Source organism: Algivirga pacifica, assembly GCF_039543525.1.
Lineage (GTDB): Bacteria > Bacteroidota > Bacteroidia > Cytophagales > Flammeovirgaceae > Algivirga > Algivirga pacifica.
Genome location: NZ_BAABJX010000063.1, coordinates 1 through 24,023 on the forward strand (window position 1 = coordinate 1; position 24,023 = coordinate 24,023).

Below are 24,023 nucleotides of genomic sequence, written 5' to 3' on the forward strand. Positions count from 1 at the left end.
AACGCAAAGTTAAAATTTTTAATGATCTAAAATTTAACTCCAGTTATATTGGGGGCTAAGATAGTAGTTATAACACGTATCAAACAAATTAAACTTGACAAAATGAATTTCACAGACTTGATGCAAGCGCGTTATACAACTAAAAAGTATGACGCTAATAAAAAGATAGATATAGAAAAGATAGAACAACTGAAGGATATTCTTCATATGAGTCCTTCCTCTATTAATTCTCAACCATGGCGCTTTACTTTTGTGGAAAGTGAGGAAGTGAAGACAAAGCTCGCAAAGGCCTCTTATTTTAATGAAGAAAAAGTGCTGAATGCAAGTCATCTAGTGGTATTTAGTGCGATCAATAACAAAGTATTATTTGAGGAGCAAATCAATGCGAATTTACCAGAAGGTGCGGTAGGATATTACAATAACTTCTTGAAGGAGAAACCGGAAGAAGAGTTACATGATTGGCATGTAAAACAGGTTTATTTAGCGTTAGGAGTCTTCTTGACGGCTTGTGCAGGAATGGAAATTGATGCTACTCCAATGGAAGGGATTGTTGCCGAAGAATATGATGAAATATTAGGGCTAACAGGATACAAAACCACTTTTGCAGTAGCCATTGGTTATCGTGATGAGGAAGATCAAAACCAACCGCATATCAATCCAAAATCCCGTTTGAATAGGGAAGAAGTTATTTTTACGGTTTAAGAAAATTAGGCGAAAAACCCCTATAATCAAGATTTGATAAAGTTAAATAATCAAGAGAGGCCGTGTCATAATGTTGTAGTTATGCCACGGCCTCTTTTTTTATTCATTAATTTATTTAACTTTGAAATACAAAGTACTTTTCAGATAACTAAAACTATTTATTTTATGAACATAGATATCATTGTTGCTTATATTCAACGGTATGAACTCGGACATGAAAAAGACTTTGTTCCTCCCATAACCGGAATCCATTTAGCGGCCATCACACCATCCAAACATAACGTAAGAGTAATTCACCAGCAGGTTGATGAAATTGATTATACAACAGATGCAGACATAGTAAAGGTTATTACTCATCTTTCCATCAATATAAAAGCGCCCCAATAATAAGGAGACGAGTATTCTTGTCGTAATTGTTGTTGGGCTGTCTTTAAAGACAATGGAATAGCTTTTCCTGATAACAGGCTCTTGTAGAAATAAGTCATTAGCTTTTGGGTTGCTATATCGTCTACTTTCCATAAGCTCATCAGTACATTCTTCGCTCCTGCCTGAAAGAATGCCCGTGGCAAACCATAGACTCCCTCGTTATTGTCTGAAGTGCCTAACCCCGTTTCACAGGCAGAAAGCACTACTAATTCGGTATGCTTAAGGTCAATGTTCATTGCCTCATAAGCCGTGAGGATGCCGTTTTCTTTAGTGCTAGAGGTTGTTTTCCACTGCTTGAAATATGCTGCATCTGCTAAAGCCAGGCCTGTGTTCATTAGGGAGTATTTTATTTCTTCCTGATGAGTAGGAGTATAAAATCCATGCGTAGCAAGATGAAGTACCCTGGGAGACTTTAATGATTTAACAAATCGCTCAGTAGCAGAATCCTTCAATTTCAATATAGGATTGTAGTTTGGATGAGATTGGACAAGGTCTTGGATTGTTTTCACCTCTTTCTCAGTGCCTTCAAGAGGTGTAAATGCCGTTACAGATTTTGTATTGATACGGTTGTTCAAATAATCAGGGTTTCCAATCAAGACGATATCATGATTGCTGGGAGTAGGGGAGGCTTGTTTCATCGAGAGAATGTCCTTGGTAGAGTTAACATACCGCAGGTTCAACTCATCTAAAACATAATTTTTTGTCTTAGGATTTTTCAAGGTACTTAGGTTGATAGCGTGATATATCCCATCATTAGCAATGTAAACCGTAGTAACCTTTCGATTAAGTTGTTTTATTTTTTTGTAAACAGGTTTCCACAATAGGTTGTACAATGAGGAACTTTGGGTTGAAGTAGCCTCCTGAGCAGATTCGATACCTAAGCCTCTCGCAGTGTGTATATCCTTAGCATATTTTTGTTGAACCTGTTCCAGAGCGATTCCATTCCTCAAAATAAATAATCTGGGATAGGGACTTTTAGAACTTAACATAAAAAAAGCGTACCCCACCAAGTCACTCCCATCATACTCCTTGTACTGCATACGTACAATTTCTACAGCGACCTCATGCTCCTCCAGTACTTCTGATATCTGATTGGCTTTAACGGTTTTGTGTATAACTTTTTCAGGATTTATCTGAAAGGCCAGTTGCTTTTCTAGTTCATTTATTTTCCCTAATGTAGAGGCTATATCTTGATCTGCTAAAAATAAATCTGACAAGTTTTTTTTCTGCTCAACGAGTTGCTGATAAGTCAATTGAATAGGTTTATCATCGGAGTCGTGTATTTTATCTAAAATACCTTTTTGATGGGAAAACTTTAACGCCTTATACCTTAATTGAATATCATATCGGTGTGCAACAGTTTGCTTAGAAGGTGGCCAAAAATCATTGGCAACCATGTAATCGTAATTAGAGAAAAACATCCAGTCCTTACTTTGGTATTTTTTCTGCTCTTCTTCTGTGCTTGTTGCAAATTGAGTTTCGTACTGATCTAGGCGGAGCTCGATCAGTTCCTGATAGATCTTAGTCGCTTCATCTACTTCCTCTAATGATTCATGTACTAAGGCTAGGTTATTAATGGTGCTGATATAATGTACATGATATTTCCCTACACTATTCAATAAGAGCGCCTTACTGTTGATATAATACTTTTTGGCATTTTCAAATTGTTGGATAGAGTCGTAGAAGTACCCTATTTTACTCAATGCCATAGCATAATCTATATGCGTTGTTCCTTTTTGTTGCTCAATGATTTTGAGTAATTCTAATAGGGTACTTTCTGCTTTTTGTATATCATTTGTTATCGTATATAACTCAGACAACTTTTCATAGTATGTGATCACATTATCAAGGTCGTTTTCGTCCATGATGAGTGATTTTATTTCTAATAATTGTAATAAGGCCGTATGATAATCCTCCTCAAGGATGGCAATATTAATGCGTCCCTGTATTAGATGAAGCTGCCCCAGCGTTAATGAATCTTTGTTTGGAGTAAGCTCCTCAAAATATTGTTTATAGGCTTTAACCTCAGCTTCATTACCCGTAAGAATATAAACAGATAATAAGTTATTGAGAACACTACTGTATTGAGGGGTATGCTTATAGTTTAGCTGCTCCAGAAGAACCTTACTCTCTAGTAAGAGTTGTTCTGCTTTCGTATAATCGGCTTTATGATAATAAGCTTGACTAAGGGTATTCAGTAATTTCCCTAGGTAGAGGCCTTGGTCTTGATGCAGTTTATAAGTCCTTAAGGCTTCTAATAAGTAAATCTCTGTATTTTTTAGGTCGTCCAACTGAGTAGCGAGAAAGGCTAGCCTTTCTAAAAGGACTACTTTTATTTTCCAGTTCAAGGTTTTGTCTCCTAGGTTATGGAATAGGGTAAGGAGCTGTTTATGAGCTTGCTGAAAATCATTTTCATTAATTAAATCATCTATATATTGCTCAGTAGCATTGATCCAGTTATCCCCCTTTGCTTTTTGCTCTAGGACTGTGATTATTTTTTGGGTCTCCTCTTTATTGTAGGAGTCATTCTGTGCCAGCAGAAAGTTTGTGGATAGGAAAAAGAAAAAGAAAGTATACTTGAGGTAGGGATTCATATTTCGTGAGATCTTAAAAGAAAAGAGGAAGAAGAAAGTATTATTCCTTTCCTTCTTCCTCTGATGTTATTGTATTCCAAGCAAGCTCTTAATCACAAGCCCCATCCGGAAGCGGGTAATTATCAAAGACCTCATTACTAGAGGTAAACGTTTCTGTCACAACAGCACCTCCATCAAAACCATTTTGACCTGGTACTAGTGCGATAAACAGGTATTCCGTATTAATATTAAGGTTGTAGAAAGTGATCTTACCATTAGTCATCAATCCTTGATACAATAATTTACCATCCTTTAATACAGATAAATGAACGGTAGGTCGCATAGGCTGGTCACCACAGTAACCAATGACCTCTAAATTAATTGCTGGAGGAAGTTCTTTTACATGATCCGTAATATCCACAGTCACTTGCTCACTACATGGATAGAACGCTTCTGTTCTTAACATTTCCTCACTGTCACGGGTTCTTCCTTTGTACACTACCAATTGTACTTTACGGTCTTCAGGAGCTTCGTACAACTTAATTACCTCGCCATTCTTGAAAGAAAGAATCTTGGAAATCGCTCCTACAGGCTGATCCGTACCCTCAAAAACAAATTGGGTATAGAACTCATAGTTTAAATCCCCGGGGTTGTTATTAACAATATTAATAGCCCCTGTGCTTTCTGTTGAATAACAGATAGCTCCCTCATAATCCAGGTTATACCATGATAAGTGATCCGTTTGGAAGTCCACGCATAGTTTTCCGTCCTTCTCTACGACTTCTCCCATCTGATGGTATGTCCAGGTACCTACCTCATCGTCATAAGACCATACCGGAATCTGATCTCCAGCTTTGATCGCAGCACCCGTTTCCGGATTGGTAAAGTCAGGATTGATCGTCATCTCAATGTCGATAGGCTGAGAGAACTGCTTTACTTCTGTATCGCCCACCCACATGTCGATGGAGGCAAAACCAGCCGTAATGAAATAATTACCTTCTTCCTCTTCTCCATTTTCATTGATAATCATGTTAGGGCTAAAACCTCCTGGGAAAGACAACATCGCTTCCATATTGCTGTTGTCAAAGTTGACTAGCTGAACGTCCAGACCATCACCAGAGATTTCGTTTCCGTTGATATCTTTGAATGTTGTTCCTGGAGCTACCTTAACTTTTGTCGATGCCCCTGCCTCACTAGCCTCAGTGTTAAAGTCTACTTCAGTCACCACTTCGCTGTTGATCAGCTCAAACGTTTTTTTCGCTTTATCAACACCGTTGATAAGTTCGTCAGCCTCCAGATCAACCAGATTGGCTGAATAAACGGACATGCTATCTTCTGGAGAAAGGTGTACAGGAATTGTAGTCGTCAAGTACCCTTCACCACTTACTTTCACCTTGAAACGAATATCGTCTGTCGCTTTAGATGGGTCAATGGCCAATCCAAGATAGCCATAGCTACTTTCAAACTCTCTCTTTCCGAGATCATTCACCACCATGCCCTGAGGATCGTCCAGGATTTCAATTTTCAGGTTTCGATTAAACAGATTCTCAGCATTGGAAGGATCTTTCAAGTGAATTAAGACTCTTTGTGAGAATACATCTGTACTAACGTTCAGTTCAATATCCTTTAGGGGACTAGTACAAGAGAAAAGTGTTAGGAGGATCAATAATCCTCTCAAAATTGTATTTTTATAATTCATTTTAATAGAGGTATAAAGTAAAAGGTAATAGGTAAAAAGTAATAGGAGGAAGCTGATGAAGTGATTAAATTCATTCTTCATTCTTCATTCTTCATTCTTCACCAAAGTGCGTGCTTCCCTCACCTTTCAAATAATTAGTTGATTCTGTAAGCCAATCGAAGTTTCATCTGTGGGTACCACTCATACCCGTTCAGGTTTTCTTGTAGTTGTGCCTCTTGAGATTTCATCGGTTCTAACAGATTGGTGCCCTCCAGTGAAACGGTTGGGCTGCCCATATGGTAAATCCCCATATCAAAGGATAGTCCCAGCTTTCTTTTGGGTACGGCACGCCCGAAACCAAATCCAACATAAGGAATTACTTTGTTCCATGTTGATCCGGCTGTCAATTGCCCAACATCCACACTTACGTCTCCATAGGTTACTTCATCCTGGTAAGTGCCAATTAATTGCACATCCGTATTGAAGTATGATACACCACCGACAAGTTTTAGAGCCAATCGTTGGAAAGGAAGGTACTGCAGCTTCAGGTCATAGCTTCTGAGCCCTGCAGAAAGGTCTGCTAGAATATCCGCATCATCGATGGTCACTTCTTGCTGGAAATTATCCAATTGGAAGTTATTGACCTCCAATAAGACCTGGAAGTTCTTCGTAAGGTTGGTGGAAACATCCAAACCAGCACCCGTAAGTCCAGCACTAACCCCCACACCAAAGTAGGAGAAAGGAACATTGGAGTTAGGAATCTTTTGTGCTTGGGCATGCCAAGAAGCTAATGCCAAGCACAGCATTAGTAGTGTTTTAAATAGAATTTTCATAAATCATACCCTGAGAAGGGAAAGTTAGTAGTTAGTTGTAAATACTCGTATTGCACTGTTGAATCGTTTTGTTCATGATGTTTAATTGAGCTTCGCTCGTTCATAATGTTTAGTTGAGTATAATAGTATACATCTTGTTAATCCAATAAGAAAACAACTAAACATTATGAACGTAATTGCATAGCAATTACAATTAAACATCATGAACAAAAGCTTCTGAACAATTAGTTGACTTTGTCCATTTTACCCCAAGTACATAGCATACCATCCGAAGTAGCATAATGGAAGCTCTGCGTATGGCTATCATAGGTCAACGTAAACTCATTGCTGTCCTTGCGAACAAAAGAAGTTTCCGTAGACTTCAACCAAATGAACTGCTGTCCATTAACGGTTGCCACCAAATGCTCTCCATCTTCTTCTGTCGTTTGGAAGCTTAGGTTTAAGCGAACGTCTCCGCAAGAAGCGACATAGTCTCCATTAACTACGGCAGGACTGATCTTAATGTCATAAGCACCTAACGGTTTCACAATGTTAGTAAACGTATTGGTTAATAGTGGCTTGTTGCCAGCTTCTACCTTGAAGGTTGTTTCGTTGGTATAGTGCCCACCTTTTTTCACCAAGAACAGTAACTCATTGTTTGTGGTATACAATTCTGTTTGCTCGCCAACTACAGAGCGGCCCGCACCAAAAATACTGGTAGAGTTTCTTACTCTTACCTTAGAGAAACCTTGTTCTTCATCAGAGAATGGCATGGCCAGGTTACCCTCTGCATCCGGAATCAAAGGAACGGCATAGTACAAGTCCTGATCTGTTTCATTCACCGCATTGACGATCAGAATATACTTATCTTTCTTTTTGCCCTCATCTTTTAATAGTAGTTGATAAGATACCTTGATCCCATCTTTCGTGCCGATGACAGTTTCTTGTTGCGCAGATAAGCCTAGAGTACAAAGCAATGCACCCATTAGTAGCAAAATACGTTTCATCATTTAAAAATAATTAGTGGTAATAGTTTAGTTTTAAGCAGTATAGGATGACTACAGAACCATTACATCCATAACTGTATAGCAGATAACGGCACAAGCTAATTTTTTATTAGCTTATTTCAAATAACAACATTCATTATTGTTGATATTGTTTAATTGAGCTTCGCTCGTTCATGATGTTTAGTTGTAGGCCCTTACCTCACGGCAAGGGCTGAAGTAGCCGTTAAACTGCTCGTTGTGTCCTCGCAACGACCAATCTCATACCCAACAGTTTTGTTGAGTGACACTGCGTGTCGTTGAGTGGAGCTTCGCTCCGTTGAGATGTGCTTTACACGTTGAGATTTTACAGTACTATTTCTCAACAGCCCTAAGGGCTACTCAACGGCACATAGTGCCACTCAACCAGCCACGTAAGTGACCTCAACAAAGCCGTATAATGTACCCCGTTAGCCCGAATTCACAATCAATCCCTCGTTTTTCCCCTGAAAAAAGCTATCTTCGGTTTTTAGTACCAAATAAACCATTAAAAATGCAGTGAATATACCCATATTCCCTGCCTTGCTTTCCTATAGCGTTAAAAGATAAAACTGTAACGATACAATTAATTAACAAATGAGAAGAATACGTTTGCTAGAACTGTTCTCGGGAGTGCTACCGGGATTAGTGTTTTTAGGGGCCTTGTTATGGATAGGGCAACCGTTGACTTATGCACAAGATTGGGTGCAGAAAGGAAATACGCTTTACGGAGACGAAACGGAAAGTTATTTTTCTTCTGATGTTGCTTTGTCTGCAGGTGGTAAAAGAATGGTGGTGAGTTCATCTAGCGCAAATAATGACACAGGACACGTTAAAGTTTTTCAATGGGAGGAAACCAATTGGGTGCAGTTGGGTGCTACCCTTTTAGGGGATTCAACAGGACATCGTTTTGGATCTGCGTTAGACATTTCAGACGATGGCAAGAGAATCGTGGTGGGTACTCCAAATACGTTATCTAACGTTGGAAAAGTAAGTGTTTATGAGTGGAATATAGATCACTGGATAAAGGTTGGTAATGATATTTATGGAGAGGCGGCTTCAGATTATTCAGGTAGTGCAATTAGTATTTCCGGAGATGGAAATGTAATTGCGATAGGTGCCAATAGTAATGATGGAAATGGGGTAAATTCAGGACAGGTAAGAGTCTATGAATGGAAGAGCAGTAACTGGACAAAACGGGGAGCAGATATTGATGGAGAAGTAGCTGGTGATTTATTTGGGTATACAGTAAGTCTTTCTCATGATGGTAATCGTTTGCTTGCTACGGCTAGAGATAATGATGACGGTGCAGAAAATGTAGGACAAGCGCGTGTGTTCGAATGGAATGGAACAGCTTGGCTACAGTTAGGAGGTGATTTAAATGGTATCGCAACCACCGAGATGTTGGGATATGCATCAGATATTTCAGCTGATGGTACTACGATTGCTCTAGGAACATTTAATGCTAATCTTGTTAAATGCTTTAAGTGGAACGGCAGTACCTGGACGCTTAAAGGTAATATTAGTAGGACAGGAGGTTTTGGTTCAAACTTATCTTTGTCCAATAGCGGCGATAAATTATTAGTGGGAGCCTACAATTCCTCTTATAATGGCTCTCAGTCCGGGAGTGCTTATGTTTATGCTTGGGATGGTTCCAATTGGCTACAGGAAGGACAGCGTATTGATGGGGAGGCTGCCTCTAACTTGATGGGTAGGCCGCTTGCAATTTCTGGGGATGGAAAAAGTATTGCATTAGTAGCGCAATACAATAGTACTAATGCCTATAGAGCAGGACAGGTACGAATGTTTGTCCAAGAAAAGCCTAACCAACCACCAACGGTTACGGCTCCACTTTCCAAGAAAGTCTTGGTCTCAACCCACCCGGCTTCCACGGTACTACTCTCCATGCTCTTCTCAGACGCAGATGGAGATGCCCTCACCTACACAGCAACTTCCCAAAACACTGGCGTAGTAACCACTTCCATTACAGGAGAGGTACTTACTCTAACAGAAGCAAGCCTAGGAAGTACCACCATAGAGGTAACGGCAGATGATGGCAAAGGCGGTAGTGTAACTACCAGCTTTGAGGTAGTCGTAGCGACAAAGGAAACCTTGGCTTGGGAACAGTTGGGGATGGATATTGATGGGCAAGCAATAAATGATTATACTGGCTATTCTGTGAGTATGTCATCTGATGGTAGTCGTTTGGTAATAGGAGCTATTTATGACGATGGTATTGGCGTTAATTCAGGTAATGTACGCATTTATGAGTGGAGTGGTAGTAACTGGGTTCAATTGGGCTTGGATATTGATGCGGAAGCTGTATCAGACAACTCCGGTTGGACGGTAAGTATGTCCTCTGTTGGCAATCATGTGGCGATTGGAGCTATTTACAATGATGGTAATGGTACTGATGCCGGTCATGTTCGAGTTTATGAGTGGAATGGTAGTAGTTGGGTTCAGTTGGGCTTAGACATTGACGGAGAAGCTGCGTCAGATTACTCAGGTAAGTCGATAAGTATATCTTCTGATGGTAACCGTTTAGCGATTGGAGCTTATGGAAACGATGGTAACGGTACGAATGCCGGACATATTCGTGTTTATGAGTGGAGCGGTAGTAACTGGAGTCAGTTAGGCTTGGACATTGATGGAGAGGCAGCTAGTGATGAATCAGGTTGGTCGGTAAGTATGTCCTCTGACGGTAGTCGTTTGGCGATTGGAGCTATTTACAATGATGGTAATGGTACTGATGCCGGCCATGTGCGTATTTATGAATGGAATGGTAACAACTGGGTTCAGTTGGGCTTAGACATTGACGGAGAGGTATCTGGTGATAGATTCGGCTATTCGGTAAGTATGTCCTCTGATGGTAATCGTTTAGCGATTGGATCTATCTTAAATGATGGTAGCAGTGCTAATGCCGGTCATGTCCGTATATATGAATGGAATGGCAGTAGTTGGATTCAGTTGGGTGTAGATATAGACGGGGAATCTGCTGGTGATGAATCAGGTAATTCGGTAAGCTTGTCTTCTGAGGGTAATCGTTTGGCAATTGGAGCTTATTTGAATGATGGCAATGGTGATAAAGCCGGTCATGTCCGTATTTATGAATGGAATGGAAGTAGCTGGATTCAACTAGGCTTGGATATAGATGGGGAGGCAGCTGATGATAGATTCGGTTGGGCGACAGGTATGTCCTCTGATGGTACTCGCTTGGCAGTAGGAGCTTATGAAAATGATGGTAATAGTACCGGTGCCGGTCATGTTAGAGTTTACGAACTAGGTACTCTTGCTAATAAAGCACCTCTAGGCTTACAGATATCTAACCAAGAATTAAAGTCAGGAAATGCTATAACTTCTATAACGCTTTCGGACTGGTTCGTAGATGAGGATGGTGATCCACTAACCTATACTGTAAATGTACTGGATACAGCTGTGGTCTTGGCTAATATAGCAGGAGATATTCTTACGATAAATGAAAATGATCTAGGTACTACTACACTTGAGGTCACTGCTAATGATGGTAAGGGAGGAACAACAATGATTGCATTTGAAGTGTCAGTGGTTGATCCAGCAGCATTTACTTGGAAACAAGTAGGACAGACTATAGAAGGAGCCAACCCTGGAGATTGGGCTGGGAAAGGTGTTGCTATTTCTGAAGATGGAAAAAGAATTATAGTCTCATCGCATGGAGACAATTCAGTAGGAACTCTTACAGGTGTAGCTAGAGTATATGAGAATATAGATGGAACTTGGACAGAATTAGGGGGAGGGGTATTTGGTGAAATGCATGGAGATCACTCAGGGGATGCAGTAGCTATTAGTGGAGATGGTAGTCATATCGTAGTAGGAGCTCAGCTCAATGATAACGCCAACGGTATTGACGCAGGACATATTAGAGTATACAAATGGACGGGTACTACTTGGGTACAAGTAGGAGCAGATATTGACGGAGACGCAGTAAGTGATCGATTAGGTCACTCAGTAAGTATTTCACATGATGGAACTCGAATAGCTGTCGGTGCCCATGCCAATGATGCAAATGGCTCAGATGCGGGTCATGTTAAAGCCTATCAATGGAATGGCAGTAGTTGGATACAAATGGGGTCTGCTATTTTAGGAGAAGCATTAGGGGACAATTTTGGTATATCTGTTGCTTTAAATTATGGTGGATCAAGACTAGCCGTAGGTGGTAGATACAATGATGGAGCAGGCTCAAATGCTGGTCACGCTAGAATATTTAGTTGGAACGGCAGTAATTGGATACAATTAGGAGCAGACATAGATGGTGAAGCCGCTGGTGATAATTTTGGAGAATCTATAGGCTTATCCAAAGATGGTAAAAGAGTTATCATCGGAGGTTTATATAATGATGGAGCAGTTTCAAATGCTGGACATGCTCGTGTATATGATTGGGATGGTACAACCTGGAATCAGGTAGGTACAGATATAGAAGGAAAAGCAGCTAATGATTATTCTGGATATGGTACTAGTATTTCATATGATGGAAACCGTATAGCTATAGGGGGACCATATAATGATGATAATGGCAACAATGCAGGTAATGCCATGATCTATGATTGGAATGGTACGCAATGGGTGAAGCTTGGGAATGATTTAAAAGGAGCTGCTGAAGATTATTTTGGGCAGCCTCTTATGGTATCACCTAATGGTCATCATATTATTGTTGGGGCTTATGGTAATGGGGTAAGCACATTTAATGGATATGCTAAAGTCTTTGAATTGAGTACAGCGTCTTCTAATACTGCCCCTACCATCAAAAACGAAATCAACGATTTCAGCTACACGGAAGGGACAGGGCCACACGGCATCAATTTTATCAATGTGTTTGAGGATGCCGATGGAGATACCCTAACGTATACGGCCACAGTAATGGATACCAATATTGCAACGGTCAGCGGAGGCGGATTTGCCAATGCAAGCTTTACCTTTGTGTTGGGACAGGCAGGGAGCACGGAGGTGACCATTACGGCAGAGGACGGTAAAGGAGGAAACGTCAGCGACACCTTTATCCTTAGTGTCAATGCTACAGCGAACAATTCCCCTTATGTGGGTGTGCCAATCAATGATCAAAGCTATACGGCAGGATTTGGCAGCGAGACCATCGTAATGGACAGTACCTTCTTTGATCCGGATGGAGATGCCTTGACATATGCTGTTTCCAGTAATAATACGGCTGTGGTCACAGCTTCAGTGTCTGGAATCAACCTTGTCCTTAACGAAGTGGGAGCAGGTAGTGCTACGGTCACGGTCACCGCCAACGATGGCAAAGGAGGTGTGATCAGTGATAGCTTCGTAGTTACGGTAACAGCCGTGTCTAATAATGCGCCAATCATCGTCAACCCGATCGCTGACAAGACATTGACAGAAGGATTCGCAAGTGACCTGACGAACTTAGCTGCGGTCTTTAATGACGCTGATGGAGATGTATTGAACTACACTGCTGTGTCCAATAATGAGGGAATTGTCACGGTAGGCCTTTCAGGAAGCTCTTTATACGTTTATGAGGCAGGGATAGGAACCGCTACAGTAACCGTCACCGCCAACGATGGCAAAGGAGGTGTGATCAGTGATAGCTTCATAGTCACAGTAAATGCAGCTCCCAATAATGCTCCAACGGTGATCAATACTATCGCCGATCAAACCCTGACGGAAGGATTCAGTACATGGCAAATCGATATCTCTAATGTATTTAATGATCCGGATGGAGATGCACTCTCTTATGAACTATCCGTGGATGATACCTTTATTGTGACGGCCAATGTATCCGGAAATATGTTGACCTTAACCGAGCAAGGGGTAGGAACAACTACCGTATGGGTGACAGCCAATGACGGCAAAGGCGCATCGGATTGGACCAACTTCGAGGTAACGGTACTAGAGAATACATCAGAAGTAACGGTAGAAGAGGTGATTAATGTGGAATACACAGAAAGCCTGAATAATTCAACGGTAGAGATCAATAGCAACCGTTTTGTACTTGAGCTCAACCGACCGGACCTGGTGAAAAGTGTGAGGTTGGGCGTGATTCCAATGGGAGATATTTTGGAGGAGAACTATATGCCAACAACCATGAACTTTGATGGAGGGGCACAGTACGCAGTGACACAAGATATCAATGATCCATTTGGCATTTTCTATGACTTTGAAATTGAGTTAAATGATGGAAGCCTGATCTATTATCCAGAAGACCGTTATGGTTTCCGTTACCGTATCTATGAGGAAGGGTTCTTTAATTTTGCCAATTATATTGGGGTTGGTAATAAAGCGGATGATTACCGTATGATTTCTTTGCCATTGGCTGCTTCAGTAGGTAAGGATATTCAGGATTTACTTCCTAACTTGATGCCAATAGATGAAGAAAGATGGAGAATGTGGACTTGGAGCGGTGAGCGATACGACCCATTATATGAAAATGATGGTATATGGCCAGGAGATGCTTACTGGATTTTAAGTACTGATCGACCAAACTTATCTTCACCGGAGTTGTCTGCGGAAGTACGCCCAGAGGTAGGTGTCAATTCTCAGGGAGACTTTGAGCCATTTGTATTGGAACTATGGCCAGGGTGGAAAATGATCAGTACGCCATTCAACATGCCGCTAAACTGGGAGCAAATTATTGCTAGAAACATAGAGGAAGCTTCTTTGGATGGGGATAATTTACGCCTTGATGAACTGCAGCAGATCTCTACTGAACTGGTCAGCTGGAATGGTAGTCGTACCTACGGGAATATGCTATATCCATTTGAAGGTGCCTTTGTCGAAAATAGGGGGGACTCTTGGGTAAATATTAATATCTATCCAATTCAGGATTTTTATAATACCGCTAATTTACGTCAAGCCGCTGAAAGCAACTGGAAGGTACAGTTAGAAGTACAGTCAGCTACAAAATGGCACCATACGGCTTATTTCGGGATGCATAAGTTGGCGACCGATGCCTTGGATGGAAGGGATGCCCGAACAGCCCCATTGCTGATGGAACACTTGCCAACAGCTCGATTTACACGTCCTTCCCTAAATGGAGCGGCAGTCATTGGTGAGATGATTACCGAGGCGACTTCCGGCACATGGACTTTCGACCTATCGTCCGGTACAGAAGAAGCTTTGCAATTGCGTTGGAAAGCGTTGGATGTAGCCGTTGGGAAGCAGCTATACCTATATGATCACAGTACCCAACGCATCACGGATATGCAACAAGTACAGACCTATCAAGGAAGTACTTCCGAGGCGACTTTCACAGCCTTCTACGGCAGTCAGGAGCGTATCGCTTCCATGCTATCAGAGGCGGGCATCTTGGTAGGGACAGCCTATCCAAACCCATTCCGTGAGCAGACGACCTTTGAGTTGCTGGTACCAGAACAAGAGTCCGGCAGTAGCCTGCAGATTCGCGTGATGGACCTTACCGGCAAGCAAGTGAAACAAATCTATCAAGGTACTGTGCCATCCGGCTTACTACGCGTCTCTTGGGATGGTAGCCAGCAAAACGGCGGCAAGGTGCAGAAAGGCATGTACTTGTACCAGATGTTACTGAGCACTGAAAAGGGCAGTAGGGCCTATACTGGAAAGGTCATGGTCGAATAGTTGTTCATATTGTTTAATTGAGCTTCGCTCGTTCATAATGTTTAGTTGTAGGTCCTTGCTTCACGGCACAATGTCGTGAACTTAAACTAAATACTGGTCCTAGCGTCCACGCTAGGACCTTTAACATTATTTGAGCGTCCACGCTCAAGCTAAGCTTATAGAACCGGAGCATTACATGCCGTGCGATACGCTCCCATTATATTTTGGTCTTCGCGAGGACGCGAAGACCAGTGTCTACCTTTTCCTTAAGTTGACGGCATTGTGCCTCACGACAAGGACCTATTATTTATTAAAAATCCCCCTGCATATTATGATAATATGCAGGGGGATTTTGCTTATAACACGATTGATCATGTTTCGGTTTAAATACCACAAATGAGCGAAGCTCAACGATATTCAACTAAACATTATGAACGAGCGAAGCTCAACTAAACATTATCAACAAAAAGCTCAACTCACCGAAGGTGAACTCAACAGCGAAGCGCTCAACCAGCGGCGTAAGTCGCCTCAACAAGCTGCTCAATGACTCTAGGGAAGTAGAAATGCTCCAACGTTAGTACTTTTTTAGCAACAACCTCAGGAGTGTCTTCCACATCCAGGTTACAAGTTGCTTGCAAGATTACCTGTCCTTCGTCATACTCTTTGTTACAGTAATGGATCGTGATACCCGATACTTTTTCCTTAGCTTCCACTACGGCTTGATGTACGTTCATGCCGAACATTCCTTTGCCACCAAACTTGGGTAGAAGGGCAGGGTGAATATTGATTACTTTGTTCTCGTAAGTTTCCAAAATTGCCTCAGGGACTAACAATAAGAATCCAGCAAGGATAATAAAGTCTGCCTGAAACTCCTGTAAACAGTCCAGTACCTCATTGGTCTCATTAAATGCTGTACGACTAAAGTGGTAGGCCGGAACGTTTTTAGCCTTGGCTTTGTCCAGTACGGCAGCATGCTTACGGTTAGAGATCACAATAAAATTGATGTCCTCTCTTCCCTCAAAATGTTCCATAATCTTAAGGGCATTACTCCCCGTTCCAGAAGCTAGAATGGCAATATTGGTCGTTTTCACAGTGATTGTTTGTTTGTATTTTCAATTCAGTTACCTGACGTTTTCTCCCTTAGGAGTGAAGGTGCGAAAGTAATGAAGAATTTTTAATTATCAATTTTCAATGATTAATTATTAATGATTGAAAATTGATAATTAATCATCGAAAATTAAAAATCTCACAGCAATACCATAGACAATACGCCTCCCACCATAATCCACTTACAAAACGTACTCAACTTTCCAAAAGCTTCAGGCGTATGCGCCTTGTATAGTAAGTACAATAAGAATACAATAGGAATGCTTAACACTGCGATAAAGCCATAAAGCCAGGGATTGCCTATATAGTATAGAAAACGGAAAGTGATTCCTGCATACATAATGGCCAGGAAATAGATCAATGCTTTGGTCTTGGCATTGCCCCAGATGATAGGAAGGGTCTTACATCCAAACTGTTCGTCCCCTTTTTGGTCTTCTAGATCCTTGATGATTTCTCGGATAACGGAAATAAAGAAGGCGAAGGTCCCATAAATATAGACCAATGGGTTATTTTCCCGAATATAAAGATTGATGATAAACACGGATAGGGCCGTCAAGGCAGCAATGGTCAAGTTACCAATAAAAGCCCTGCGTTTAAGCTGGTTAGAATATAGCCAGAGCCAGAAGGCTGAGGAAAACATGATGATGCCTAAGGTCCTTGAAAGGTAAAATCCTATAGCTACCCCAGTCAATGAAAATACCGTATGTGTAAAAATTGCTACCCTTCTTCGCATGACCTTGCCCACCACAATCTTGTCGGGCTTATTGATCATATCAATCTTAATATCATAGTAGTCGTTGATAATATAACCTCCCGCTGCAATCAATAAAGTCGCTAGCGTAAGCAAGAAAAAAGAGGGATCACTCAATGTGTTTCGATAGTTTTCTACTCCATCTACTAAGAATACCTTGGTCAAGTATTGGGTCAGTAAAATGATCAGGAGGTTATTTACCCTTATCAGTTTGAAAAACTGAGGTATACTGATAAAAAAACCTTGTGGTTGTGATGCATTTCTCATGATTTAAAAAAGTATCGGTATGTTTGTATTATTTTTAAGCGCATTACTCAAAAGTAATGCATTATTTAATTCTTCATGCTCAATTTTTCAATCTTCATTAAGAATTCTTTCTTATGCTCATTGTGATTACCTCTCCACAAATTTCAGAAAAGGCTACGATTAATAAAGAAATCGCTCTTTGGGTTGAAATGTTTGAAAAGGGACTGGAAATTCTTCATCTGAGAAAACCGGGAGCTTCAGTCGAACAATATAAAGCTTACCTAACTGCATTGCCAAAACAGTATTATTCTAGTGTGATGTTGCATGATGCTTTTGAATTGATGGGGGAGTTTGCCTTGAGAGGGATTCATTATGCAGAACGTAATCGTCCCAAAAAAGTCCATTCCAAACCCTATCAGCAATCGGCTTCTTTTCATCAATTAAAACAATTGAAAGAAGAAGGTCATGCCTTGGACTATGTGTTTATCAGTCCTGTGTTTGATAGTATTTCCAAGAAGGGGTATAAAGAGGGGTTTGATAAGGGAGTACTCGAAGAGACCATCAAAAAATCATCTTATCGTGTTATGGCATTGGGGGGAATTGATGCTCACAATTGCCAGAAGGCACTGGCCTTAGGGTGTTCAGGCGTGGTTGCCTTGGGAAGTATATGGGAGCAAGAAGCTCCCGTTCAATCCTTTCAGGAGTTATTATCGGCAGTCAACGCTTCATAACCTCCCTGAATACTGAGAATATTTGTGTTGAGGTTGCTATTTTTCTTTAGCCATTGCAGGGCTTGCATACTTCGGCCACCACGTTGACAATAGAGAATGACATCCTTGTCAGTAGGGATTTCATGGTGACGTAGAGGCAATAAACTTAGGGGTATATTCATGCCTCCTACGTTCCCGGCCTTGTGTTCATGTACTTCTCGAACATCAATGAGGGTGAAGTTATCATTCCCTTTTCTTTTGTCAAATTCTTCTACTGTGATTTCGTCCATTGTATTTTTATTTTTTAATCCACAAAAGAATTCATAATCAATAAGCTCTTTGATATTAGCAGCTTCTGGATTCTTTTGATAATTAAAACTGTTAAACGCCATGGAAAGTGCGTTAAGCACCAAAAGTTTACCGCCCAATACTTCTCCAAGCCCAGTGAGGATTTTTAAGGTTTCGTTAGCTTGTAGCGTACCCACTATTCCGGGCAATACACCAATTACTCCAATTTCACTGCAGGAGGGAACACTTCCAGCTTCCGGAGGAGTAGGGAATAAGCAACGGTAGGTAGGCCCTTCTTGATAGTTAAAGACACTGACTTGTCCTTCAAACTTAAAGATAGCCCCATAAACCAAGGGTTTTCCACTTAATACACAAGCATCGTTGGCTAGATAGCGGGTAGGGAAGTTATCCGTACAATCTACGATCACATCGTACTGCTCAAAAATATGCAGGGCATTGGAGGCGTCCAGTTTTTCCTCATGAATAGTAAACCGCACTAATGGGTTCATCGCCTCCAGCTTTTGGGCAGCAGCTACCGCTTTGGATCGACCGATGTCCGTAGTTGTATACAGTACTTGTCGCTGTAAGTTGCTAATATCTACTTTATCATGATCGATGATTCCAATATGTCCTACTCCGGCAGCCGTAAGATACTGCAACACAGGACAACCCAAGCCTCCTGCACCAATGACTAATACCGCTCCCTCTTTAAGTTTGAGCTGTGCCTCTTCTCCAAATTCAGGGAGGAGTAAGTGTCGGTCATATCGAAGTCTTTCCTCTTTACTTAGCATATCGTTATCTTCTGTTCATACTGTTTAATTGAGCTTTGCTCGTTCATATTGTTTAGTTACTTTCCTTTTATTAAAATATAAAACTATTCTATATAGAAAGGCCCTGATTATAAATAAACAAAGTTCATCTAAACATCATCAACGAGCGAAGCTCAATTAAACAATATGAACAAGTATATTCAATCTCAAAGAGTTAATGGCTCTACAAAAGAATATCCTATTTCCCAGTCTTTCCATACGGGTTCATACCCTTGTATTTTTAGCATCTCTGCAATTTCAGCAGGACTACGCTCATCCGAGATCTCAAACTGCTCCAGCGATTCTTCTTCAGCGGTATATCCTCCGGGGTTTGTTTTAGAACCGGCACTCATATGAGTAATGCCCAATTTAATGACATGATTACGGAATACCTCACTCTCACGGGTAGAAAGAGATAATTCTACTTCCTGATTAAAGATACGGTAAGCACAAATCAATTGTACCAGTTCACGATCATTCATTTCTACTTTAGGAGGAAGCCCTCCAGAGAATGGGCGAAGTCTTGGAAAGGAAATTGAATACTTGGTCTGCCAATAGGTTTTTTCCAAATATTGCAAATGGGCAGCGACCAGAAAGCAATCAGTACGCCAGTCTTCCAAGCCAATCAAAACACCTAAGCCAATTTTATGGATATGGGCTTTTCCCAGTCGATCCGGTGTTTCCAGACGATATTGAAAATTAGACTTTCTTCCTTTAGGGTGGTGTTTTTTATAATCTTCCTGATGGTAAGTCTCCTGATAAACCAATACGGTATCCAGCCCTTCCGCAATCAGGGATTCATATTCTTCCTGGTCCATGGGTTGTACTTCCATGGAAATATGGGAAAAGTGGGGACGTAGTAAACGAATGACTTTTTTGAAGTATTCAACGCCTACCGTACGGTTTGCTTCTCCCGTTACAAGTAGTACGTGCTCGTACCCCATTTCTTTCAAGACCGCAACCTCTTGTTCAATCTGCTTAGGATTAAGCGTGATACGCTTCACTTTGTTATCCATGCTAAAGCCACAATAGGTACATATATTCTGGCATTCATTGGATAGGTATAAAGGAGCATACATTTGGATGGTTTTTCCAAATCGCTGTACGGTTAGTTGATGACTGATTTGTGCCATCTCTTCTAAAAAAGGAACCGCAGCAGGGGAAACCAGTGCCTTAAAGTCTTCCAGCGTTCTCTTTCCCGACTTATAGAGGGCATGTCGTACATCAGCAGCAGTTTTTTGGTAGATGCTGTCTTTAATGTTATCCCAATGGTATTGTTCAAATAGATCAGTAAACAAAATCGCTTTTTCGTTTTATAGGTTACTTTTACAGCTTGCTATAAAAGTACAGTGGTGCATCATTTTACAGTAATCACACGAGTAGTGTTTAAGTCAAATAAGCTATATGCGAATACGCTTTGTTGATTCGTTGAATTTCTCTTTCAGAGGGTTGAATTGAGCTTTGCTCGTTGATTCGAGTTGAACTGCTGATTGAAATATATATACAAACACTCAAGCAACCTATCAACTCGAATCAACGAGCAAAGCTCAATTCAACGAATCAACGATTCAACAGCTTATAGTTGGTCCAGGAATGAAGTAAGCGGACTACTCGCAACAGCATGTTGCTGTACCGGAGCAAGCTTCGCCTCATAAGCCATGCGACCAGCCTCTACGGCCATCTTAAAAGCCTTAGCCATTGCTACAGGGTCAGCAGCTGCCGCAATAGCAGTATTTACTAACACCGCGTCGGCTCCAAGCTCCATCGCATGCGCTGCATGTGATGGAGCTCCTAGACCAGCATCGACCACTACGGGTACATTGCTTTGTTCAATAATAATTTCAAGGAAATCCATTGTTTTCAATCCCTTGTTACTCCCGATGGGAGCACCTAAAGGCATTACCGCTACAGCTCCTGCTTCTTCCAGCTTTTTGCAAAGAACCGGATCGGCATGTATATAAGGAAATACTTTAAATCCCAGCTTAGCCAGTTCCTCTGTCGCCTTTAGGGTTTCAATGGGATCTGGTAAAAGATACTTTGGATCTGGGTGTATTTCCAATTTAAGCAAGTCAGTTTCCATAGCTTCACGTGCTAGCTGCGCTGCAAAAACAGCTTCTTTAGCGTCCCTAACACCTGAGGTATTGGGAAGAAGTTGTAGATGCTCGTGCTTTAAGTAGTTTAGAATATCCTCTTCAGGATTTTCCATATCTACTCTCTTAAGTGCTACGGTGACTAGTTCACTGCCAGAGGCCAAAAGAGCCTCTTCCATTTGACTGTTGCTACTAAATTTTCCTGTTCCGGTAAATAATCGAGATTGAAATGTTTTTCCTCCTACTTCTAGCATATGGTCGGTCTATTTAAATGTCTTCTCTCCAATATTGCATTGATTCTATCTGTGGTAGTCATAGGATCATCTGCTCGGCTGATCAGAGAAGAAACAGCAATACCTGCTACACCTGCAAACAGAAGTGGATTAATGTCTTCCATTCTGATGCCTCCGATTGCGTATACAGGAATGTCGATCCCCTGTTCCTTCATCTCAGATAAAATCTTCTTATAGCCCTCAAGGCCTAGTACAGGACTAAGGTTGTCCTTGGTCTCTGTAAAGCGAAGAGGTCCCAGTCCGATATAGTCTACATCATCTTTAATGCGTAGAATATCTTCCATTGTATTGGCTGTGCCGCCAATAATAGCGTCTTTTCCCAGAATCTTACGAGCCTCTGATGGGTGGATGTCTTCTTTGCCAAGGTGTACTCCGTCAGCACCAATGGCAGCAGCAATCTCAGGATAGTCGTTGATGATCAGCTTGGCCCCACAGGCTTGGCAAATCTCTTGGACACTTTCTGCAATTGCTCTGACAACTTCTTCAGGTTCGTTTTTCACTCTTACCTGAATCCATCTTGCACCTCCTTGACATGCTAAGGCTGCTTGATCTTGAGGTGTTAGGTCGTCTTGTTTCTGAGTGATAAATTGTAATGGGTTCATAGGATAATCATATTAGTTAAATTGATTGTTGAGTAAGGCTGTAAGCTTTTGTTCATGTTGTTTAATTGAGCTTCGCTCGTTCAAGATGTTTAGTTGTTAACCTATTTATTCTACTATTAAATGGCTTTGTTGAGGCGGCTTACGCCGCTGGTTGAGTGGCACTCCGTGCCGTTGAGAGGAGCTTCGCTCCGTTGAGTAGCCCTTCGGGCTGTTGAGAAAGAGCAGTACTACAAAATCTCAACGGAGCGAAGCTCCTCTCGACTAGCGGCATAAGCCGCCTCAACTGTCGGTTAATTATTCAGACTTAATTTAAGGCAAGAAGCCACATGATTAACCTGAAAGTATATACTATGACTATCAACTAAACATCATGAACGAGCGAAGCTCAACTAAACATTATGAACAAAAGCTCAGCAGCTTAATATTATAGGTAAATTTCGCTACCTTTCTCTTTGAACTCCTGGGATTTTTCTTCCATGCCTTTTTGCAAAGCATCGTCTCCTTCAGAGCCAATTTTATCTGCATAGTCTCTTACTTCCTGTGTAATTTTCATTGAGCAGAAGTGAGGACCACACATAGAACAGAAGTGAGCAATCTTAGCACCTTCTGCAGGTAGTGTTTCATCGTGGAATGACTCAGCAGTATCCGGATCAAGCGACAAGTTGAATTGATCTCTCCAACGGAACTCAAAACGCGCTTTACTCAACGCATTGTCTCTTAGTTGTGCTCCTGGATGTCCTTTTGCAAGGTCTGCTGCATGAGCGGCAATTTTATAAGTAATCACACCATCTTTTACGTCCTTTTTGTTTGGAAGTCCAAGGTGCTCTTTTGGTGTTACATAACACAACATGGCCGTTCCATACCAACCAATCTGTGCAGCACCGATTGCCGAAGTAATATGATCGTAACCTGGTGCAATATCAGTAGTCAATGGACCTAGGGTGTAGAAAGGTGCTTCATAACACTCTCTCAATTGCTTATCCATATTTTCCTTGATCATGTGCATTGGTACGTGTCCAGGGCCTTCAATAATTACCTGAACATCGTGCTTCCAAGCAATTTTAGTTAGCTCTCCTAACGTCTTCAATTCCCCAAACTGAGCCTCATCGTTAGCATCTGCCAATGAACCTGGACGAAGGCCATCTCCCAAGGAGAAAGCAACATCATAGGCTTTCATGATCTCACAGATCTCTTCGAAGTGTGTGTACAGGAAGTTCTCTTTGTGGTGAGCCAAACACCATTTAGCCATAATAGAACCTCCTCTGGATACAATACCCGTAATTCTTTTGGCAGTCAATGGTACGTATCTCAACAATACACCCGCGTGGATGGTGAAGTAATCTACTCCTTGCTCTGCCTGCTCGATAAGGGTATCTCTGAAGATCTCCCAAGTAAGGTCTTCAGCCTTGCCATTTACTTTTTCCAATGCCTGGTAAATAGGTACTGTACCTACGGGAACGGCTGTGTTACGGATGATCCACTCTCTTGTCTCATGGATATTCTTTCCTGTAGAAAGGTCCATGATTGTATCAGCTCCCCAACGCGTAGCCCACACTGCTTTTTCTACTTCTTCTTCAATACTGGAAGTAGTTGCAGAGTTACCAATATTGGCATTAATTTTTACTAAGAAGTTACGACCGATAATCATCGGCTCTGTCTCTGGGTGGTTGATGTTGTTCGGGATAATCGCTCTACCTGCAGCAATCTCGTCACGTACAAACTCAGGGGTGATTTCACCGATAGGGGTGTTCGCTCCAAAACTATTCCCAGGATGCTGCATGTTCATTTGCTTCGCTTCCTGTAGACGTTGGTTTTCTCGAATGGCCACATACTCCATTTCAGGAGTGATAATTCCCTTTTTGGCATAATGCATCTGAGAGACATTCTTCCCTTTTTTGGCTTTATAGGGCTTGCTTAAATGCTCGAAACGAAGGTGATCCAATGTTTCGTCATTCAAACGCTCCTGTCCGTAGTTAGAGGAAATGCTTTCCAGTTGCTCTACATCCCCACGATCTAGTATCCATGACTGACGTAGCTTGCTTAATCCTTTACGAACATCAATTTCTACATTAGGATCTGTATATGGTCCACTGGTATCATATACCGTTACGGGTTCATTCACCTCTACTTTTTCTTTTCCGCTAGGTAGCTTGACGATAGTATCATGCAAAGAAATCTCACGCATGGCTACCTTAATGTCATGGATTTTTCCGTCCACATAGATTTTCTTGGATGCTGGGAATGGATCTCTGGTAATGGCTTTCTCTGAAGGAATTCTTTCTTCTCTCATTTTCGTAAGTGATTAGTGTGTAAGTGATACCTAAGGAGTTAGG

At 41.4% G+C, this 24,023-nt stretch carries 15 protein-coding genes; 4 read left to right on the forward strand and 11 right to left on the reverse strand.

What is annotated here, in order from left to right; genetic code table 11:
• Positions 1-102: 102 nt before the first annotated feature.
• Both ABD985_RS19690 and ABD985_RS19695 read left to right on the forward strand, forming a co-directional pair.
• Entirely contained in the window at positions 103-702 is a 600-nt protein-coding gene (locus tag ABD985_RS19690) for a nitroreductase family protein (protein ID WP_345374782.1), read from the forward strand.
• A 165-nt stretch (positions 703-867) separates the two neighbouring features.
• Positions 868-1,089: a hypothetical protein gene (locus tag ABD985_RS19695; protein ID WP_345374784.1), complete on the forward strand. Its 222-nt coding sequence runs from the start codon at positions 868-870 to the stop codon at positions 1,087-1,089.
• Here the strand turns inward: ABD985_RS19695 and ABD985_RS19700 are convergent.
• The 4 genes from ABD985_RS19700 to ABD985_RS19715 all read right to left on the reverse strand — a co-directional run bounded on the left by ABD985_RS19700 (position 1,056) and on the right by ABD985_RS19715 (position 7,201).
• Positions 1,056-3,722, reverse strand: a complete 2,667-nt coding sequence (locus ABD985_RS19700; protein ID WP_345374786.1) for a CHAT domain-containing protein — start codon at positions 3,720-3,722, stop codon at positions 1,056-1,058. The genes ABD985_RS19695 and ABD985_RS19700 overlap by 34 nt on opposite strands.
• A gap of 88 nt (positions 3,723-3,810) precedes the next feature.
• The gene (locus tag ABD985_RS19705; protein WP_345374788.1) at positions 3,811-5,400 is read right to left on the reverse strand and encodes a hypothetical protein; all 1,590 of its coding nucleotides are present in this window, start codon (positions 5,398-5,400) and stop codon (positions 3,811-3,813) included.
• Between the two features lie 134 nt (positions 5,401-5,534).
• Positions 5,535-6,212 carry a hypothetical protein gene (locus tag ABD985_RS19710; RefSeq protein WP_345374790.1) on the reverse strand — a complete coding sequence of 226 codons (678 nt, stop codon included), beginning with the start codon at positions 6,210-6,212 and terminating at the stop codon, positions 5,535-5,537.
• Between the two features lie 224 nt (positions 6,213-6,436).
• Positions 6,437-7,201, reverse strand: a complete 765-nt coding sequence (locus ABD985_RS19715; protein WP_345374792.1) for a hypothetical protein — start codon at positions 7,199-7,201, stop codon at positions 6,437-6,439.
• A gap of 609 nt (positions 7,202-7,810) precedes the next feature.
• Here ABD985_RS19715 and ABD985_RS19720 point away from each other — a divergent pair.
• Positions 7,811-14,815, forward strand: a complete 7,005-nt coding sequence (locus ABD985_RS19720) for an Ig-like domain-containing protein (protein ID WP_345374793.1) — start codon at positions 7,811-7,813, stop codon at positions 14,813-14,815.
• Positions 14,816-15,300: 485 nt separating this feature from the next.
• On the opposite strand, the gene purN is transcribed toward ABD985_RS19720, so the two are convergent.
• Positions 15,301-15,885, reverse strand: coding sequence for a phosphoribosylglycinamide formyltransferase (gene purN, locus ABD985_RS19725; protein ID WP_345374795.1), 585 nt, complete (start codon positions 15,883-15,885; stop codon positions 15,301-15,303).
• Positions 15,886-16,040: 155 nt separating this feature from the next.
• Positions 16,041-16,919 carry a geranylgeranylglycerol-phosphate geranylgeranyltransferase gene (locus ABD985_RS19730; RefSeq protein WP_345374797.1) on the reverse strand — a complete coding sequence of 293 codons (879 nt, stop codon included), beginning with the start codon at positions 16,917-16,919 and terminating at the stop codon, positions 16,041-16,043.
• 113 nt (positions 16,920-17,032) lie between these two features.
• On the opposite strand from ABD985_RS19730, the gene ABD985_RS19735 reads away from it, so the two are divergent.
• Positions 17,033-17,629: a thiamine phosphate synthase gene (locus ABD985_RS19735; RefSeq protein ID WP_345374798.1), complete on the forward strand. Its 597-nt coding sequence runs from the start codon at positions 17,033-17,035 to the stop codon at positions 17,627-17,629.
• On the opposite strand, the gene moeB is transcribed toward ABD985_RS19735, so the two are convergent.
• The 5 genes from moeB to thiC form a co-directional block, all read right to left on the reverse strand.
• Positions 17,596-18,687: a molybdopterin-synthase adenylyltransferase MoeB gene (gene moeB / locus ABD985_RS19740; protein ID WP_345374800.1), complete on the reverse strand. Its 1,092-nt coding sequence runs from the start codon at positions 18,685-18,687 to the stop codon at positions 17,596-17,598. The genes ABD985_RS19735 and moeB overlap by 34 nt on opposite strands.
• Positions 18,688-18,872: 185 nt before the next feature.
• The gene (thiH, locus tag ABD985_RS19745) at positions 18,873-20,006 is read right to left on the reverse strand and encodes a 2-iminoacetate synthase ThiH (RefSeq protein WP_345374824.1); all 1,134 of its coding nucleotides are present in this window, start codon (positions 20,004-20,006) and stop codon (positions 18,873-18,875) included.
• A gap of 275 nt (positions 20,007-20,281) precedes the next feature.
• Complete coding sequence (locus ABD985_RS19750) at positions 20,282-21,049, reverse strand: thiazole synthase (protein ID WP_345374801.1); 768 nt, start codon at positions 21,047-21,049, stop codon at positions 20,282-20,284.
• The gene (locus tag ABD985_RS19755; protein ID WP_345374802.1) at positions 21,043-21,690 is read right to left on the reverse strand and encodes a thiamine phosphate synthase; all 648 of its coding nucleotides are present in this window, start codon (positions 21,688-21,690) and stop codon (positions 21,043-21,045) included. Before ABD985_RS19755 ends, ABD985_RS19750 begins: the two co-directional genes overlap by 7 nt.
• A gap of 424 nt (positions 21,691-22,114) precedes the next feature.
• Positions 22,115-23,980, reverse strand: coding sequence for a phosphomethylpyrimidine synthase ThiC (gene thiC / locus ABD985_RS19760; protein ID WP_345374804.1), 1,866 nt, complete (start codon positions 23,978-23,980; stop codon positions 22,115-22,117).
• Positions 23,981-24,023: the final 43 nt, after the last annotated feature.